Annotated in this window: 16 protein-coding genes, 2 tRNA genes and 1 pseudogene; 9 read left to right on the top strand and 10 right to left on the bottom strand. The window is 42.1% G+C overall.

The annotated features are described in order from the left end of the window. Window positions 1-14: 14 nt before the first annotated feature. The 4 genes from queC to queF are packed head-to-tail and all read left to right on the top strand — an operon-like array spanning window position 15 to window position 2329. Window positions 15-668: a 7-cyano-7-deazaguanine synthase QueC gene (gene queC, locus KV696_RS04610; RefSeq protein WP_219967000.1), complete on the top strand. Its 654-nt coding sequence runs from the start codon at window positions 15-17 to the stop codon at window positions 666-668. Next, on the top strand, window positions 668-1111 hold the full coding sequence (queD, locus tag KV696_RS04605; RefSeq protein WP_219966999.1) for a 6-carboxytetrahydropterin synthase QueD: 444 nt from the start codon (window positions 668-670) through the stop codon (window positions 1109-1111). The genes queC and queD overlap by 1 nt, the downstream gene beginning before the upstream one ends. Then, on the top strand, window positions 1104-1820 hold the full coding sequence (gene queE, locus KV696_RS04600; protein WP_023938861.1) for a 7-carboxy-7-deazaguanine synthase QueE: 717 nt from the start codon (window positions 1104-1106) through the stop codon (window positions 1818-1820). The genes queD and queE overlap by 8 nt, the downstream gene beginning before the upstream one ends. 17 nt (window positions 1821-1837) lie before the next feature. After that, window positions 1838-2329: a preQ(1) synthase gene (queF, locus tag KV696_RS04595; protein ID WP_000082588.1), complete on the top strand. Its 492-nt coding sequence runs from the start codon at window positions 1838-1840 to the stop codon at window positions 2327-2329. A 57-nt stretch (window positions 2330-2386) separates the two neighbouring features. On the opposite strand, the gene KV696_RS04590 is transcribed toward queF, so the two are convergent. After that, complete coding sequence (locus KV696_RS04590; protein WP_219966998.1) at window positions 2387-3055, bottom strand: MIP/aquaporin family protein; 669 nt, start codon at window positions 3053-3055, stop codon at window positions 2387-2389. Window positions 3056-3309: 254 nt separating this feature from the next. On the opposite strand from KV696_RS04590, the gene KV696_RS04585 reads away from it, so the two are divergent. After that, entirely contained in the window at window positions 3310-4074 is a 765-nt protein-coding gene (locus tag KV696_RS04585) for a (S)-acetoin forming diacetyl reductase (RefSeq protein WP_000048147.1), read from the top strand. Window positions 4075-4181: 107 nt separating this feature from the next. Here the strand turns inward: KV696_RS04585 and KV696_RS04580 are convergent, their stop codons facing one another. From KV696_RS04580 to KV696_RS04545, 8 genes and pseudogenes are all read right to left on the bottom strand, one after another. Further along, complete coding sequence (locus KV696_RS04580) at window positions 4182-4973, bottom strand: DUF2785 domain-containing protein (protein ID WP_219966997.1); 792 nt, start codon at window positions 4971-4973, stop codon at window positions 4182-4184. 60 nt (window positions 4974-5033) lie between these two features. Beyond that, entirely contained in the window at window positions 5034-5816 is a 783-nt protein-coding gene (locus KV696_RS04575; protein ID WP_219966996.1) for a deoxyribonuclease, read from the bottom strand. Between the two features lie 28 nt (window positions 5817-5844). Next, window positions 5845-7641, bottom strand: coding sequence for an oligoendopeptidase F (gene pepF, locus KV696_RS04570; RefSeq protein ID WP_219966995.1), 1797 nt, complete (start codon window positions 7639-7641; stop codon window positions 5845-5847). 10 nt (window positions 7642-7651) lie between these two features. Continuing rightward, entirely contained in the window at window positions 7652-8395 is a 744-nt protein-coding gene (locus KV696_RS04565; RefSeq protein WP_219966994.1) for a 16S rRNA (uracil(1498)-N(3))-methyltransferase, read from the bottom strand. A gap of 1 nt (window position 8396) precedes the next feature. Beyond that, complete coding sequence (prmA, locus tag KV696_RS04560; RefSeq protein WP_309147683.1) at window positions 8397-9347, bottom strand: 50S ribosomal protein L11 methyltransferase; 951 nt, start codon at window positions 9345-9347, stop codon at window positions 8397-8399. 137 nt (window positions 9348-9484) lie between these two features. Further along, window positions 9485-9913 carry an NUDIX hydrolase gene (locus tag KV696_RS04555; protein WP_219966992.1) on the bottom strand — a complete coding sequence of 143 codons (429 nt, stop codon included), beginning with the start codon at window positions 9911-9913 and terminating at the stop codon, window positions 9485-9487. A gap of 1 nt (window position 9914) precedes the next feature. Then, a pseudogene (locus KV696_RS04550) lies at window positions 9915-10978 on the bottom strand (site-2 protease family protein). 18 nt (window positions 10979-10996) lie between these two features. Next, entirely contained in the window at window positions 10997-11467 is a 471-nt protein-coding gene (locus KV696_RS04545; protein WP_219966991.1) for a DUF3013 family protein, read from the bottom strand. Window positions 11468-11582: 115 nt separating this feature from the next. Here KV696_RS04545 and KV696_RS04540 point away from each other — a divergent pair, with 115 nt between their 5' ends. From KV696_RS04540 to KV696_RS04525, 4 genes are all read left to right on the top strand, one after another. Further along, window positions 11583-12854, top strand: a complete 1272-nt coding sequence (locus tag KV696_RS04540) for a replication-associated recombination protein A (protein ID WP_219966990.1) — start codon at window positions 11583-11585, stop codon at window positions 12852-12854. 264 nt (window positions 12855-13118) lie between these two features. Further along, window positions 13119-13191: transfer RNA gene (locus KV696_RS04535), tRNA-Lys, on the top strand. A 349-nt stretch (window positions 13192-13540) separates the two neighbouring features. Next, window positions 13541-14056: a DUF308 domain-containing protein gene (locus tag KV696_RS04530; protein ID WP_000672739.1), complete on the top strand. Its 516-nt coding sequence runs from the start codon at window positions 13541-13543 to the stop codon at window positions 14054-14056. A gap of 62 nt (window positions 14057-14118) precedes the next feature. After that, window positions 14119-14191: transfer RNA gene (locus tag KV696_RS04525), tRNA-Lys, on the top strand. A 140-nt stretch (window positions 14192-14331) separates the two neighbouring features. On the opposite strand, the gene KV696_RS04520 is transcribed toward KV696_RS04525, so the two are convergent. Continuing rightward, window positions 14332-15420, bottom strand: a complete 1089-nt coding sequence (locus tag KV696_RS04520; protein ID WP_042750600.1) for an AI-2E family transporter — start codon at window positions 15418-15420, stop codon at window positions 14332-14334. Window positions 15421-15428: the final 8 nt, after the last annotated feature.

Here is a 15428-nt window from a genome sequence, read left to right as displayed (position 1 = left end):
TTGGAAGGAGTACTATGAAACGTCAATCTGCCTTGGTCGTCTTTAGTGGCGGTCAAGATTCCACAACCTGCCTCTTTTGGGCTAAAGAACACTATGAAACAGTCGAAGCTGTCACCTTCGCTTACGGCCAACGCCATCATCTCGAAATTCAAATCGCTAGAGAAATCGCTAAGGAACAGGGGATTCGTCATCATATCTTAGATATGTCTCTGCTGGGACAAATCACTGAAAATGCCTTGACTTCTGATCTGGAGATTGAGCAAAAAGAGGGAGAGATTCCCAATACCTTCGTTGACGGTCGCAACCACCTCTTTCTGTCCTTTGCGGCAGTTCTTGCTAAGCAACGAGGCATTAAAGACATCGTGACAGGTGTCTGCGAAACAGACTTTTCAGGCTACCCCGATTGTAGAGATGTCTTTGTAAAATCCCTTAATGTTACCCTCAACCTTGCCATGGATTACGACTTCGTTATCCAAACACCTCTCATGTGGCTAGACAAGGCTGAAACTTGGGAATTGGCTGACCAACTCGGTGCCTTTGACTACGTTCGTGAAAAGACCTTAACCTGCTACAACGGGATTATCGGAAGTGGCTGTGGAGATTGCCCAGCCTGCCATCTACGTCAGCATGGTCTAGATGTTTATCTCTCACAGAAAGGAGAGGACTAATGTTTTTTGCACCCAAAGAAATCAAACAAGAAACTGGGGAGTCTCTTGTCTACAATCCTTATCGGACTCTAGTCTCCAAAGAATTTACTTTTGATGCTGCCCACCATCTCTTTCACTATGAGGGAAAATGCAAATCCCTTCATGGTCACACCTATCATTTGCAAATTGCTGTCAGTGGTTTTTTAGATGAACGTGGCATGGCCTACGATTTCGGAGATATCAAAGCCATCTACAAGAACTACTTAGAGCCCCACTTGGATCATCGCTATCTAAACGAAACTCTTCCCTATATGAACACGACTGCTGAAAATATGGTTTACTGGATTTTCCAAACCATGAACCAAGAGTTGCCAGACGAACGTGGTCTCCGTTTGGAATATGTTCGCCTCTATGAAACTCCGACTGCCTTTGCAGAGTTTAGACGGGAGTGGTTAGATGACTAGGGAACGTGTCCTCAAACTACCAGTTTTGGAAATTTTTGGGCCAACCTTTCAAGGCGAAGGCCGTGCTATTGGGCAGAAAACCATGTTTGTCCGCACTGCAGGTTGCGACTACCACTGCGACTGGTGTGATTCTGCCTTCACTTGGGATGGTTCTGAAAAACCAACTCGCATGACAGCTGACGAGGTCATTGCTGCCTTGGATAAATTGGGGAGCTACGACTATGTCACCCTATCTGGGGGAAATCCTGCTATCCTAGCAGCCAACATGGCTGAGCTAGTAACCAAACTCAAGGAACGTGGTGTCACTCTAGCTGTTGAGACCCAAGGCTCCCGCTGGCAAAATTGGTTGAAAGACATCGACCAGGTTACTCTCAGTCCCAAACCTCCTTCATCCAAGATGGAAGTCAACTTTGAGACCCTGGACTTTATCGTTTCCCAACTGGATCCAGACAAGGTCACCTTTAAAATCCCTGTCTTTGACGATGCAGATTTGGCCTTTGCCAGAGGCATACAAGAACGCTACCAACCAGATGTCCTCTTCTTATCGGCTGGAAATCCTGAGCCCAAGGCTACAGGTAATATTGTCCAAGACCAATTGGATCGTCTCAAAGAACTCTGGGAACGCATCGCTGCCGACGATAGCTGGGGCAATGTCCGCGTCCTTCCTCAACTGCATACCCTCCTCTACGATAATCAACGTGGTGTTTAAATTAGAAAGAAAAAATCATGTCACAACAAGAAGAAATGAAAAACCTAAGCCTACTGGGCAACAAAGAAACTAACTACATTTTCGAGTATCAACCAGAAGTCCTCGAATCCTTTGACAATCGTCATGTGGAAAATGACTATTTCATCAAATTTAACTGTCCTGAATTTACCTCACTTTGCCCTATTACCGCTCAGCCAGACTTTGCAACTATCTATATTTCCTACATCCCTGACAAGCTCTGTGTCGAGTCAAAATCCCTCAAACTCTACCTCTTTAGCTACCGAAACCACGGAGATTTCCACGAAAACTGTATCAACACCATCGGGAAAGACTTGGTCAACTTGCTAGACCCTCGCTATTTAGAGGTCTGGGGTAAATTCACTCCGCGCGGTGGCATTTCAATCGACCCCTACTACAACTACGGTAAGCCAGGAACTAAGTATGAAGGCTTGGCAGAACAACGCCTCTTCCAACACGACCTTTATCCAGAGAAAGTTGACAACCGTTAAACTCATACGAAAAAGCCCTGTTCCTCAAGATGAGGAGCAAGGCTTTTTGAGTTTCAATTATTCTTCTGTTCCAAGGAGGTTTTTCGCAACGAGGGCTGCAAGAACACCACCAGCGATTGGTGCAAGGATGAAAATCCATACTTGTTGAAGGGCTGCGCCACCTACCAAAACAGCTGGTGCCAAGCTACGAGCTGGGTTTACTGAAAGTCCAGTAATGTTCAATCCCACAAGAATCATAGCCATCAATGACAAACCGATTACCAAACCAGCAATCGCGCCATTGCCCTTGCTTGCTGATGTCACAGTCATGATAACCAAGACAAACAAGAAAGTTGCGATGACTTCAAACAAGAAACCACCAAAGACAGTGACACCGTTTGCCAAGGCATTTTCACCAAGACTAGCAGTTGACATACCTGAATTTGCCAAGAGGAAGAATACAGAAGCAGATGCTAAGAAAGCTCCAACTACTTGTCCAAGGATGTAGTTTACAAGCTCAGAAGATGACAAACGTTTGTTAACAAACATAGCAATCGAAACAGCTGGGTTCAAGTGAGCACCTGAAACAGTCCCGATTGAGAAAGCTGCGACTACGATTGCCAAACCAAAGGCAAAAGCAATTCCAAGGTGTCCAAGACCATCAAGACCATTTCCAAAAACAACAGCTCCTGTTCCGATGAACACAAGCATGAAAGTACCGATTAACTCAGCGACAAATTTTTTCATTTTCTTTCTCCTTTTTTAAAAACTAAATACTAGTCTATCAAAAGAGGGAAAGGGTTTCAAGAAAATTGATTGGAAATTTTCGGGATAAAATTCTATAAAAACGGTAGTGTTTATTTGAAACATTTTTTCTAAAGGTATATACTATTAACATAGTTCAGATATGTTATTTATTCCCTAATTTGAACTAATTTTTACAACTTTGCTGTTCTTTTATGAACGTTTGAATGGTATCGTGGATACCAAGGAGGAATCATATGTCTAAAGTTGCTATTGTCACAGGTGCAGGTCAAGGAATCGGTTTTGCAATCGCAAAACGATTGGTTCAAGATGGCTTTAAGGTAGGAGTCTTAGACTACAATCCCGAAACAGCTGAAAAGGCTGTTGCCGAATTATCAGCTGAAAATGCCTTCGCTGTCGTGGCCGATGTTTCGAAACAGGCAGAAGTTGCCCAAGCATTTCAAAAAGTTGTTGACCATTTTGGTGATTTGAATGTTGTCGTAAATAATGCTGGTGTTGCTCCAACTACTCCTCTTGATACAATTACTGAGGAACAATTTACACGCACTTTCGGTATCAACGTTGGTGGTGTCATTTGGGGTTCACAAGCTGCACAAGCGCAATTTAAAGCACTTGGCCACGGAGGTAAAATTATCAACGCAACTTCTCAAGCTGGTGTAGTCGGCAATCCAAATCTAACTGTTTATGGCGGAACCAAATTTGCTGTTCGCGGAATTACGCAAACATTAGCACGTGATTTAGCAGACTCAGGCATCACTGTTAACGCCTACGCACCAGGTATTGTTAAAACACCAATGATGTACGATATCGCTCATGAAGTTGGTAAAAATGCAGGAAAAGATGACGAGTGGGGTATGCAGACATTTGCAAAAGATATTACTCTAAAACGTCTATCTGAACCAGAAGATGTGGCTGCTGCCGTCAGCTTCCTTGCAGGACCAGATTCAAACTACATTACAGGACAAACCATTATCGTTGATGGTGGTATGCAATTCCATTAAGATACAGGAAAAGAGGTTGGAAAACGATTCAACCTCTTTTATTAGTTTTCATTATTAGTTAGGAGAATACAATAGAAACTCTTTCAAAAAGTAATATTAGCTAATCCCTAGTATTGAAAATACTGGATAGCTTCTTTCAAGTCATCTTGTAAACTATTTCTCTGGTCAAGTTGGACATAGACTTCCAACAGACAGGACTTAAAGTTGGAAAATTTATAAAAATCTTCCCTTTCTTCTATCAGAAAGTCAACAGCTTTTATCCAAGAAGTCACTTGCTCTTGCTCCAACTTCCCTTGTAAAATCGGTTCATAAAGCACTCTGGCTAAACGCCAATCTTCATCATCTGTAAAGCGAATCGAAACTCTTTTAAATAGTTGGCCAAGTATCTCAAATACTTCATGAACTCTGTTTTTAGGAAAGTTTGGATGACAAACCACCTCTGTCAGTAAATCGGCTCCATGTGCAAAAGCATGAACCCAACCATACTGACTTGAAAAACCCCTTGTATCCTTTTCTTTTGAAAGATAATACAAACCTTGATTTAAAAGGACATTACGAATTCCTGCATTTAATCCCTGATAAAAAATCGATTGCTGATTGGCATCCGCAGACAAGAGATTTGCATAAATAAGCGCCCTAAAAGAACGTTCAAGTGTTGACAAGCCTACCTTATCAATCTCTTTGTCTAGTCCTCCATCAGATGAAATCCCTTCAGCAATGAAATAAAATTGTTCCTGTGTAAATAGCTCTTCCTGAATCCCTCTAGCAAAGCTTGTAAAAACAAGATCATCGCGAATTTCTGGAGAAGGATCTCCCAAATGATCAAGCAAATACTGGATTTCCTCCTGATGATAACTTGGTTTTTCTTCTGCTATTTTTCTAAGTAACTCTTGATACATGGTCAATACCTCTACATTTCTAGCAACTGTTCAAAAAGACGTCCAAGATAACTTTCTATCTTATTCTTTTTTAGATGGACGTTTGCCTGCAGCAATTGCATCAGCCTCTGTCATCTCGACAACGTTGGCTTTATTAGTATTTGACGGCATTCTATCCTTGTTATACCAATATACTTTCGCTTGCCCATTCTTAGCGACGTAAACAATTCTATCTTGCTGTTGGGCTTTAGTCTCAGCTTCATGAGCAATTCTTTTCTCCTCTTCTTTTTGAGAAATTAATGACTCAACTGTACCTATCCTATCGAGCAATTCTGCCTTTTTATCGTTATTTTCAATTTGATTAACTGTTTCTTTGGCAGACTGCACTTGACTCGCATCTTGACTTTCTTCCAATTGTTTGACTAAGTCTTCACCTTTTTCTTGCAACTCATTTGCAGCTTTTTCTTTGGCAATTCTCTCTTCTTCTGCTTTTTCTTTAGCTTTTTTCTCGTCTTCGATTCGTTTCGCCTCCTCTATGCTAGATGAAGTATCCGTCGTTGAAGATGTCGAAGCAGTAGATGTCACAGTCTGCTTAGTTTCTGATTGAGAAGATGAAGTTTTCTTTGTAACAGTTGGGGTTTGGAGAGCAACTGCAACAAAACTAACAATGAAAAGCCCTATCATTAAATTTCTTTTTCGAATATCTGGTGCTTTCTTTACAAAATACCAAATACCGACTCCACTCAATACAAGATAGAGAGTAGGTAGAGCAATCAATAAAATGATTCCCCACAAAACTAGACCAATTTTGATAAAATGCATTCTTTTGGGATCTTGCTCTAGCCATTCTTTGATTCTATTCATATTATTCTCCTAAAACTCTGTCCAATCTTTACGCTCCCAACTGGGCACTGTAAGCGATAATCTGGTCAACTGTGCCTGACAAGAATTGGATGGTATCACGGAGTGGTTTATCTGTAGAGATATCTGCTCCGATAATCATAGCTGACTCAAGTGGTGTCCTGCTACCACCTGATTTGAGGAGATTGAGCCAGTCTTCAGCTCCATTCTCAGAGTTTTTAAGATGGAGGTAACCTGCAGTCGAAATCACAAGTCCAGCTGAGTAAGTGTAACTATACAAGCCCATGTAGTAGTGAGCTTGGCGCATCCAAGTCAAAGCTGCATCATCGTCGATTTCAATGGCATCTCCCCAGAAATCCGTCAAGACTTCCTTCATAATGCTATTTAGTTTGCTTGCCCCGAAGGTCTCTCCTTCTTCAATCAATGTATACACTTTACGCTGGAAGGCTGCTTCCAAAAGGTGAGTGATAAAGTTATGGAAGTAGGTGTCTGTCAAACGGTGAGCAAGGGCGAAACGTTTTTGACGAGGGTCGTCAGACTGGTGCTCCAAGTAGTCACTGAGGAGCAATTCATTGAAAGTTGACGGCGCTTCAACATAGTAGGTCGACATGTGGGCGTTGAAGTAGCTCTGGTGATTATCTGAAAAGATGAATTGACCAGAATGCCCGATTTCATGAATCAAGGTATAGACATCGCTCAAACGACCTGTCCAGCTCATGAGAACATAAGGATGCACGCGATATGGGTCCGCTGCATAGCCGCCAGAATCCTTGCCACTGTTAGCAGCAAAGTCCACCCAGCGCTCTTCTTGATAGCGCGCAACTTCCTGACAATATTCCTGCCCCAAAGGTTCTACTGACTTCATGACCAAATCATAGGCGTCGTCAATGGTCACTTGAGGATTAAGGGCGCTGTCCAAGTCCAATTTCCAGTCTGCAAAAGTCATCTTTTCAAGACCATTTACCTTGGCAACATGCTTGAGGTATCTCTGAGCAACGGGCGCAAAATCCTTCATGATGAGGTCAATCTGGCGGTCAAACATGGCACGATCCACTTCCTGCTCAGCTAGAAGATAATCAAAAACTGATTCGTAGCCCTTCATATCTGCCAATAGTTTTTCAGACTTGACTTGGGCTAGATAGGCTGCTGCAGCCGTATTTTGGTGCTTACGAAGACCTTCTGAGAAGGAACGGAAAGATTTCTCACGAACCTCAGCATCCTCATGGTTTTGGTAGAAATTTTCATAGGTGACAAAGCTGTTTTTGTAGGTCTTGCCATTGACTTCAAAGTCGGCCATTTCGAAATCCCCAGCTCGCATCTTAGTGTAAATGTCCTGTGGACTGTAGAAAACTTCACCCAGATTGGTCAAGGCCTTCTCCACATCAGCCCCTAGATAGTGGGCTTTTTTGATTTTGGCCTGACGAATGGCAGCTGTTAAATGTGGCAACTCACCCAAACGGTCCAAGACTTCCTCATCAGCTTCCACCAAGGCATCGTCAAAAAAGGTCAAGGCTACGCTGGCATCTGTTTCGAATTCCATCCCAGCTTGTGCAATATTGGCAAATTCGTCATTGCTATAGTCTGTCGTCTGCGGCATAAAGCCATAGTTGCCAATATGGCTCATCTGAATGTAGATTTGTTCCAATTCCGCAAAGGCCTTCTCGAAATCCTCGAAAGTATGAAGATTGCCCTTGTAATCACGACTAAATTGGTTGATGTCTTCACGAGCCTTCTCGATTGCACGCAAGAAATCCTCACGGTCTTGGTATAGGGCTGTTAAATCCCAAAGTTCCTTCTCTGGAAATTCTGAACGGTGTTTTTGTTCCATTTTCTTCCTCTCATTTCTCTAATTCTAATAAAACACTAAGGGCTGATAAGGCGTAAAGCGGTGCTGTTTCTGCTCTTAGAATGCGAGGACCAAGTCCTGCCAATACGGCTCCTTTAGCTTCAAAACTCTCAATTTCTGCAGGTGACAGACCACCTTCTGGACCAAAGATAAAGAGCAATTTGTCTCCTTTCTCGAGTCCAGTAACTGCTTGTAAAAGCGCAGCGCTTTCTCCTTCTTTGGCCGACTCTTCATAAGCCACTACGACGCGGTCAAACTGGTCAAGTTGGGCTAGAAAATCTGCTTTCTTCTCAAAAAGCTGGATACTTGGGACAACATTACGCTTACTTTGCTCTGCTGCTCCAAGGGCAATTTTTTCTAGTTTTTCAACCTTTTTACCCAATTTCTTGCCATCCCACTTAGCAACGGACCAATCGGCAGGGAAGGCCCAGATTTGGCTGGCACCCAGTTCGGTTACTTTTTGAGTGATAAACTCCAGCTTGTCCCCCTTGGGAAAGCCGGATGCAATGGTCACTTGGACTGGCAGTTCCACATTGTCAGCCAATTCTTGGATTAACTCAAACTGACGGGCTTCCACATCCAGCACACGCGCCAAGCGCTTAATTCCATCATCAAATACCAAAGTAACCTCATCATCTTCTTTCAAGCGCATAACCTGAAACATATGCTTGCTGGTTTCCTTGTCCTCGATGGTGACAGGAGAGACAGCACTGCCTTTGACAAAATACTGTTGCATGCTAGCCTCCAATCACACCTGAAATATCCTTGGTTTTCTTAAAGACACAGGCATTCCATTCCCCTTGAACCATGTGGGTTTCAAGGAAAAATCCAGCTGACTCAGCCGACTCGCGAACCATATCCCACTTGTCCTTAATAATTCCACTCATGATGAGATAGCCTTCATCCTTGACCAAGCGATAAGCATCATCCGTCAGATGAACTAGGATATCCGCCAAAATATTGGCCACGATGACATCTGCTTCAATCTCCACACCCTTAAGCAAGTCTCCTGCTGCTACATGGATGTTTTCCATACCAGGGTTTAGCTCAATATTTTCCTGAGCGACCCGAACTGCCACATCATCTAGGTCATAGGCGAAAATTTCCTTGGCACCAAGCAGCGAGCTAGCAATGGAGAGGACGCCTGATCCAGTCCCCACATCTAGCACTGTTTCCCCACCACGAAGAATCTGTTCCAAGGCAAAGAGGCTCATCTTAGTTGTTGGATGCGTCCCAGTACCAAACGCCATACCTGGATCCAGCTTGATAATCTTTTCTCCCGCAGTCGCCTCATAGTCTGTCCAAGACGGCACGATGGTCAAGTCATGAGTGATACGAGCGGGTTCATAGTATTTCTTCCAATTGTCAGCCCAATCTTCCTCAGCCAAGGCAGTTGTCCCCATCTTGACCTCTCCCAAATCCATAAAATCTGTCAATTCTGCTAAGCGAGCCTGCAAGTCTGCCTCAACCACTTCCACATCTACCGTTTCAGGGTAATAGGCTGTCACAACGATTTCTTCTTGCTGCTCAACCTCTGGGAAAATCTCGCCGAAGCGGTCGACATTTCCCACATAGTCCATGCTGTCTTCAATCGCAACACCTTGCGCTCCCAGCTCAATCAGGAGGTTGGAAACCAATTCCTCCCCCTCACGCTTAACTGTAACTTTTAACTCTTGCCATGTTTCCATCATTAAGATACCAAGCCCGTAAAACACAAAGCCAAAATAGGAAATTCTCTGAAGACGCTTATGTCTAAGAGAAGTTTATCTTTTTGGCACAGTGTTTAGGGCGAGTTCAGTTTAGAAATTTAACTGAACCATCCTTTCTAATCACTTACTTTTAAATAATCTTTTAATCTCTCTTGCAACTGAGGTACAACTTGACTGGAACTAAGAAATTCCTCGACATTCATCAACTGATAGCCCTGACCTTCATCTCCAAATACGATACTGTCAAACTGGTTCTGTGTCAACTGACCGACTAGAAATACAGATTGTTTATCCGCAAAAAGCATACTTGGATAAACCTTACTCCAAAGCAGACAATCCTCAGTCAAATGAATTCCCAGTTCTTCATAAACTTCACGCGCCACGCACTCAAAAGGACTTTCATCCTCCTCTCGTCCGCCGCCTGGAAGTTCCCACATATTGGGCCAGGGAATGCTTGCCTTATCATCGCGTAAGATAGTCAAGAGCCTATCCCCACAAAACAAAGCAATCTTACAGCCTGTGAAATCAGAAATCTCTATTTCCATATTAAACTCCTTCGGCTAATTCCTCTTCCAGCTCGGCTAACCAGTTTTGATAATAGATTTTCTCATCCCGTAACATCCGGCTGCTATTCATTTTATGTCTAGCAATCTTCATAGCCTTGTGAGTTTGAACCACATCTTTCTTTACCTTAAATTGATACCAAGCTTGAATGACCTGCATATCTGCTGTTTTTAGAGATAAAAAGGATTTGACCCCTCGAATACTTGCATATTCTTCCGCTTTCTTATTATCTCCTTCTATCAGAGCAATTTGAAGAAGGTATAATTGAGAACTAGTTTTAGACATTGGATTATCTGTTTTCTCTAGCACAGACTGAAACTCTTGCTTTGCAAGCTCTATATTATCGTCCAATATGAATACCAAGCCCTGAAGAGTCTGAACACTTTCTGCAAAACTCCCTCTCGCCTCCTCATCAACATGATAAAGTCTTTTAAATCATATTCTTGAGGAGCTAGCAAGGTCTGGGCAGAATGCCTCAACATCAGGTAGGCGTATTTCGTATTTTCAGGGTGTTGTAGCAATTCCCATATTTTTGCTCCATCGGTGATGTCGACTGGCAAAATGTTATTTAGGAAGAAAGACAAATTAAGAAAAATCCAAGTCCCTGCAAAATACCAGCTTCTTGTCAAAAATCCAAACAATATCGCCAATAACATCAAGCTGAGATGAACCATCAAGCCTCCTGAAAGCATCAGGATGATTCTTTGATCGCTCTCATCCTCTTTTAAACCAATGTATTGAGCACCAACATTTTTCAGAATGGCTGTTCTACTAAGATGAAACCTGCCTGACTTTTTGGTCAAAATAAAATGTCCTAATCCAAAAGCCACCAGCCGATAGCCTGTCAAGTAGCCACAAAAAGCATGTCCCAGCTCATGAAGAATAAAGATTAAATACATACTTAAAAGAGCGAAGGCATAACCAAAAGTAAAGGCTAAAACTGCGGCATACCCCAACTCTGCAAATGCGATGGTTCCACAAGCAAAAGCTAGCATAATAAATACAAAAGCTAGCACATAGATCAAATAAGTCCCAATTTTCTTCATAAAACCTCCAACCAACTCCTAGTATCTCGGATAAGGATAAAATTCTCCCTCTTCCAAGCCTGCTTTCCCTTCTTCAAAGACTTCTTGGTTCCATTCCATGACAAATTCTTCTGCTTCTGGGTCTTCCAAAAAGTCCATGAGAGCATCTAGTCCAACCTCGGCAGTATCTTTAAGGAAAAGCGCAAAATAAGCTAAAAATTCGCGAGAAAATCCTTTTTTAGGCAAGTAAGGAATGACCGTCAAATAGTCTTCCTCATTGACTGTTGATTTGGCAGGATTGTAAAAAAGCACTGCTTCTTCAAAGAGAATGTCGTCTGATGAAACCTCTCCGTCTTCATCTAGCATCTCCACCCCTGCAGCATTTTGTGCTTCTAGCAAAAAACTCACTTCAACCGCATGATTGCGCTTGTCCCAACTAATCTCATAATCAAAAGGAAAGTTCTTGTCCAACTCTTCTTGTAAAACATCTAAAAATCCATATGTTGCCATTTTGTCCTCTTTCTATGCGACTCTTAAATCGCCCCGATTGCTCGGAAATATGCTAAAATAGATACTACCATCTTACCACATATACATCAGAAAATCTACGTTAGAAAGGACTGCTATGCCAGACAATCTCGCGCTTCGCATGCGCCCTAAAACCATCGACCAGGTCATCGGTCAGGAACATCTGGTCGGGCCTGGAAAAATCATTCGTCGCATGGTGGAAGCCAACCGCCTGTCCTCCATGATTCTCTATGGCCCTCCGGGAATCGGCAAGACCAGTATTGCCTCTGCCATCGCAGGGACTACTAAGTATGCCTTTCGAACTTTCAATGCGACAGTTGATAGTAAAAAACGACTGCAAGAAATTGCGGAAGAGGCTAAATTCTCTGGTGGTCTCGTCCTATTACTAGACGAGATTCATAGACTAGATAAAACCAAGCAAGACTTCCTCTTACCTCTCTTGGAAAGTGGTCTGGTCATCATGATTGGCGCTACGACTGAAAATCCTTTCTTCTCTGTCACTCCTGCCATTCGTAGCCGTGTTCAAATTTTTGAGTTGGAACCTCTGTCTAACCAAGACGTCAAAGAGGCCCTGCAGATAGCTCTAAGTAACCCTGAGCGTGGTTTTGATTTTCCAGTAGAACTAGATGAGGATGCGCTGGATTTCATTGCTACCTCTACAAACGGAGACCTTCGCTCTGCCTTCAACTCACTTGACTTGGCTGTTCTTTCTACTCCCGAAAATGACAAGGGCATCCGCCATATCACTCTAGACATCATGGAAAATAGCCTGCAGCGAAGCTACATCACTATGGATAAGGATGGAGATGGCCACTACGATGTCCTCTCAGCCCTGCAAAAGTCTATCCGTGGCTCAGATGTTGATGCCAGTCTTCACTATGCTGCCCGCTTGATTGAGGCTGGTGATTTGCCAAGTCTCGCTCGTCGTTTGACTGTTATCGCTTATGAAGATATCGGTTTGGCCAATCCTGAAGCCCAGATTCACACCGTGACTGCTCTGGATGCTGCCCAGAAGATTGGTTTCCCAGAAGCCCGTATTCTCATTGCCAATGTCGTGATTGATTTGGCCCTTTCTCCGAAATCCAACTCAGCTTATGTGGCTATGGATAAGGCACTTGCTGACCTCAAAACATCAGGGCACTTGCCTATTCCGCGACACCTGCGTGATGGGCACTACAGTGGAAGCAAGGAACTGGGGAATGCCCAAGACTATCTCTATCCACACAACTACCCTGGAAATTGGGTCAAGCAAGACTATCTACCAGAAAAAATTCGTAATCATCACTATTTCCAAGCAGAAGATACTGGTAAATATGAACGGGCTTTGGCTCAAAGAAAGGAAGCTATCGACCGTTTGCGAAAAATCTGAAATCCTTTTCAAAAAATTGCACTTTCCTCTTGATTTTTTTTGAAAAAGTGGTATTATATAAACATAGAAACGCTGTGGTGTACGACTTCACACTTAAGTGTTGACCGACTATTTTTTGTATTATTAGGGAAACAAAAGTCTTCTAACAGCATGTAGGCCGTCTCACACGGAAACAGCTTCAGTTAGAGCGAGTTGCCCACCTGCTTAATTGCGCGGGTTCAATACAAACCGTGAAGTTTCGGCACCAATACAGCTTTTTTCTTTGCCTCCTTAGCTCAGCTGGCAGAGCAGCGGACTCTTAATCCGTGGGTCACAGGTTCGATCCCTGTAGGGGGCATCTAAATACAACAGGAAAAAGCCTTGTAAATCAAGGCTTTTTTTGCTTGTCTATAACTGATTTACCCCATCATTTGTCCCACATTTTAAATCTATCTTTTCTTTTTGAATCAAATTACATCTTTACAAATAGTGTAAAGCCAGTTACTTTTGCTTTGATTCCATACAATATTTTCATGTAGAGAAGACAAATTTTATCTTCTCTTTTTATTTTCAAAATAATAAAAACTGATTTTCTTTTCATAAATCAGACTGAAACTTCCAAATTTTCCATTTTGTTTATTGACATTTCCTCTAAAAAGGTGTATAATATTTTTATTATCAAACTATACTATATAGGGGGTATTGAAATGAAATTTTCTAATCGTTTACTGCTATTCCTTGCAGGAGTTGTTTTTGTCCTTTTAGGACTTTTCCTATTTACAAACCCAGTAGCTAATCTTGTTGCTTACAGCTGGTGGATTGCATTTGGTTTACTGGTTTCTTCTATAGCAGCTATTTTAGGCTATTTCTCTGTACCAAAAGAGCTTCGCTCACCAGCTCATCTTTTCCAAGGGATTGTTAATCTTCTCTTAGCTCTTTACCTCGTTGCCTATGGCTTTGTGACGCTGCCAGTTGTCATTCCAACTATTTTAGGAATTTGGTTAATTGTAGAAGCCATTATAGCTTTCTTTAAAGGCAATCGTCTGGGATTGATTTTCCCTATTATTGGCAACCATATCATGTGGATAGCGTTGCTTGCATTTTTACTAGGTCTAGTGATTTTGTTCAATCCAGTAGCTACAAGTGTCTTTGTCGTTTATGTCGTTGCCTTTGCATTTTTAATTGTTGGTTTCACCTATATCCTTGATGCCTTTCGTAAATAATCTAGCTGCCATTTTGGGCATATTAAAATAGCTGGGAAGTTACATTCTCAGCTTTTTCTGTTGCCTCCTTAGCTCAGTTGGTAGAGCAGTAGACTCTTAAGCTATGGGGCGCAGGTTCGAGCCCTGCAGGGGGCACATCTAAATCAACAGAAATAAGCCTTGAAACCAAGGCTTTTTTTAACGTCTAATAGCTTTTTGTAGAAAAGTATTTAAAAATAAAAGAGAAGAGAATCTCTCACTCTCTTCTCAGTATATCTTATTAAATTTAGTTTTTCTTAATCTAGCTGATTTTCCTTTGCAACGACAAATTCCTTAACCAATCGATAGATAACAGCAAATATCGGTGTAAAGAATATCATTCCAAGTAAGCCAAAGAGATTGCCTCCAATACTAGCAGCCGCAAGCGTGAAAAGGGCTGGCAAACCAATAGACTGACCTACAACTCTAGGATAAATAAGGTTTCCTTCAATCAGCTGTATAACTTGATATAGAAGAAGAGAAAGTAAGGCTTGAGTAGGACTCACTGTGAAGATAAAAATCGCTCCCACAACACAAGCAATCATAGGCCCTACATAAGGAATGAACGATAGCACTCCTGCAAAGATACCTGTCATTACTCCATAGGGTATCCCAAACACGCTGTAACCAACCGCTATCATAACTCCTATGATAACTGCTTCAATCAGCTGACTCATCAAAAATTGGTCATAAGTCTCTAGTGCTACTTGTCCAATGTAAGTCAACTTTATCACCACCTTCTCTGGAAGAAAAACTTTTAGAAGTCGACTCGTCATCGCTGCCAAATGTTCCTTACTGGATAAAAATAAAAAGGTGAAGACTATAATCAAAAAGGCATTCATCAAACTTGAAAAAATATTGCCGATATTACTAGTCAGACCTGATAAAAAACCTATCAAAGCTTGGCTAATAGAACTAGATTGTCCCTGTATGCCTGATACGATAGTTGACAACATGTCTTTGGTTACAAATTCCGAGCTGCCTAGCAATTTCCCAAGTTGAGTAAGGACTGTTGAAAGGACTGTTCCCAGCTGACTAATAGTCTGGGCTAGGGTTGGCAGCACCAAAACCAAAAGAGCAATCACGATTAAGATAAGAGCTAGGAAAACAAGTACCATGGCAATCGGACGACGCAACTCTGCCTTTACCTTCAATTTAACTAAGTACTGTTCAATTTTTTTCATAGGAACATTAAGCACAAAAGCAATAACAGCACCATAAATCAAGGTTGATATTACATCAAAGAGAGAGATTGCTCCTGATATAAAGCTCGATGCATTCAGAATTACAAGAGCAACCAGCCCTATAAAAAGTATTAACGGGGTGTATTTTTTTACTAAGTTCATAAATTCTC

The organism is Streptococcus humanilactis (assembly GCF_019448275.1).
Lineage (GTDB): Bacteria > Bacillota > Bacilli > Lactobacillales > Streptococcaceae > Streptococcus > Streptococcus humanilactis.
This window is presented reverse-complemented; position numbering and strand designations above follow the sequence as displayed.